This is a genomic window from Candidatus Bipolaricaulota bacterium, from assembly GCA_021159055.1.
Taxonomy (GTDB): domain Bacteria; phylum Bipolaricaulota; class Bipolaricaulia; order UBA7950; family UBA9294; genus S016-54.
Genome location: JAGGSO010000068.1, coordinates 1 through 2,822, shown reverse-complemented (window position 1 = coordinate 2,822; position 2,822 = coordinate 1). Strand labels below are relative to the sequence as shown.

Genomic DNA, 2,822 nt, shown 5'->3' with positions numbered 1-2,822 from the left:
CTTGTGGGCCAACCGAACTGCGGGAAGAGTACGCTTTTCAACCACCTCGTCGGGTACAAGGCGAATACGTCGAACCTCCCGGGAACGACGGTGGAGTACCTGAAAAGCGAGACCCTGATCAACGGGAAGCGCGCTGAGGTGATCGACCTTCCCGGTACGTACTCCCTCTCGCCGGTCGACCGCGCCGAGGCGGAGACGCGCAACTTCCTGCGGAGTGGAAAAGTCGATGCCGTTCTGAACGTCGTTGACGCTTCCCTCCTCTCCCGCAGCCTCGAGCTCACCCTCCAGCTCCTCGAGATGGGGATTCCGGCCGTCGTGTGCCTGAACATGCTCGACGAAGCAAAGCGGAAAGGGATCGAGATCGATCCGGATGCCCTCTCCGCTGAGCTCGGCGTTCCGGTCGTCCCCACGATCGCGGTGCGCGGGATCGGAGTGAAGGAAGCGGCGGGGCAAGCGATCAAGGCGGCGACTCAGGGAGATCCACCTCCCCCGCCGACCTACAGCGCTGACGTGGAGGAGGTGATCGCCGAGCTGACCGACAAGCTCAAGGGCGGGATGGCGCGCCGGTTCGACGTTCCGCCCCGCCTTGTGGCGATCCAGCTCCTCGACGGGGATCCCGAGTGCCTGGAGCGGGTTAAGCGGAACTCGTACGGGATCTACCGCGAGGCGGCCCGGTTGCGGGATAAGCTCGGGAAGATGCGCGGTCGTCCTGGGGAGGAGGTCCTCTCCGCCGAGCGCCACGCCCGGGCGATGGAACTCTACGAGCGGGTGACCACGATCGGGAAGCCCACGATCGGGCTCCGTGACCGGCTCGACTGGCTCCTCATGCACCGGGTGTTCGGTTATGTCATGTTCGGAGCGATCATGTACTCCCTGTTCCTCGTCGTGTTCAAGGTCGGGGCGTTGGTGGAGACTCCGATGATGGGCCTGTTCGACCGGTCGATCGATGCCCTTGCTGGTGCTATTCCTGAATCCACTGTCTGGTTCTTCATCCTGAAGGGACTGATCCAGGGGATCGCCGGGGCGGTGGGGATCGTCCTTCCCTACCTCGTCCCATTCTGGATTGGGCTTGCCCTGCTCGAGGACATTGGATACCTCCCCCGTGCCGGATACCTGATGGATGTGTTCATGCACAAGATCGGGCTGCACGGAAAATCGGTGATCCCGTTCATCCTCGGGTACGGGTGCAGCGTGCCGGCGGTGCTGGCGACGCGGATCCTCGACTCTCCCCGCGACCGGTTCATCACCGCTCTTCTCGCGGTGATGGTCCCCTGTTCGGCCCGGACGATCGTCATCTTCGGGCTCGTCGGCTATTTCCTCGGGCCGGGATACGCGTTCCTCCTCTACATCGTGAACCTGGTGGTGATCGCGATCGCGGGGAAGGTCATGACCAAGCTCTTCCCCCGCGTCACCCCGGGCCTGATCCTCGAGATCCCATCGTACAAGGTCCCGTCGGTGCGGGTGATCGCGACCAAGGTGTGGATCCAGGCACGCGAGTTCATCCTCCTTGCCTGGCCGCTCCTCATCGGGGGGAGCATCCTCCTCAGCCTGTTCGAGTACGGGCACGTCGATCACTACTTAAACCTCGCCCTGCTCCCGTTCACCTGGTCGCTGGGACTGCCGGCGAGCCTCGGGGTGACCCTGATCTTCGGGGTCTTCCGTAAGGAACTGACGCTGATCATGCTGTTCCAGGCCCTGGGGACGACGGACGTGGCGAGCGTCCTGTCACCGGGGCAGATGATGACGTTCACCCTGTTCGTCCTGTTTTACATCCCGTGCGTGGCGACGATCGCGGTCTTGATCCGCGAGCTCGGACGGAGGAAGACCGCCCTGGTGCTCGGGGTGACGACGGGTACGGCGCTGTTGATCGGACTCCTCGCCCGTGGCATTGCGGCTATAATCCATTAAATCGATAAAGGAGGTTCACCATGGGTGAAATGAGAGACGCGATACAAGACGTCAAGCGGGCTATGGGGAAGCTGTCCCAAGAGGTACCAGATGAGATCCAGGGATTCTCCCAGTTTATGGACGCGGTCTTCCAACCGGATGCGCTCGACGTGAAGACCAAGGAGCTCATCGCGCTTGCCACCGCCCTCACCGCCCGGTGCAAGTACTGCATCGGGATGCACACGCAGAGCGCACTCAAGGCCGGGGCGACGGAGAAGGAGCTGTGGGAGGCAGCGACGGTGGCGATTCTGATGGGCGGCGGTCCGGCCCTGACTCACGTCGCCGAGTTGAGCAAGGCGATCGAAGAGTTCAAACCGAAGGCGTGAGCCGATCCGAATCATATCTGAAAGGAGGTGAGGGATGCACATCCTCGCGATATTCCGCGATGCGGTGACGATAACGATATTCGTCTTCTCGATGATGGTGTTCGTCGATTGGCTGAACGTGCGCACCCGTGGCGGAATGACGACCGCCCTCCAGGGACGAAAGTGGCGGGAGTACGTCCTCGCCTCCTTCCTCGGTGCCACCCCGGGATGCCTGGGGGCGTTCATGAATGTCTCGCTGTACGTACACGGGCTGATCAGCTTCGGAGCGATCGTCGGAGGGATGATCGCCACCTCCGGTGACGAATCCTACGTGATGCTATCGCTGTTTCCGAAGCAGGCACTGATCCTGTTCGGAGGGTTGTTCCTCGCCGGGATCGTATTCGGAGCGATCTCTGATTGGATCGCCAACCGAATCGGGATCGCTCCGTGCGAGGCGTGCCGGCTGCAGGAGGTGCATCCCCAGGAGCTCACCCCGTTCAGGTGGGAGACCGTGCGGGAGAACCTCCTCCGGCCGAGCCCGGTTCGGATCGCGTTCCTCGCCCTGATGGC

At 62.7% G+C, this 2,822-nt stretch carries 3 protein-coding genes; all 3 read left to right on the top strand.

All coding sequences use genetic code 11. The annotated features are described in order from the left end of the window. On the top strand, window positions 1–1,908 hold a 1,908-nt coding region (feoB, locus tag J7J55_03545), incomplete at its 5' end, for a ferrous iron transport protein B (GenBank protein MCD6141781.1). A 20-nt stretch (window positions 1,909–1,928) separates the two neighbouring features. Beyond that, the gene (locus J7J55_03540; GenBank protein ID MCD6141780.1) at window positions 1,929–2,273 is read left to right on the top strand and encodes a carboxymuconolactone decarboxylase family protein; all 345 of its coding nucleotides are present in this window, start codon (window positions 1,929–1,931) and stop codon (window positions 2,271–2,273) included. 34 nt (window positions 2,274–2,307) lie between these two features. Beyond that, the coding region (locus J7J55_03535; protein ID MCD6141779.1) for a selenocysteine protein at window positions 2,308–2,822 on the top strand (515 nt) is incomplete at its 3' end.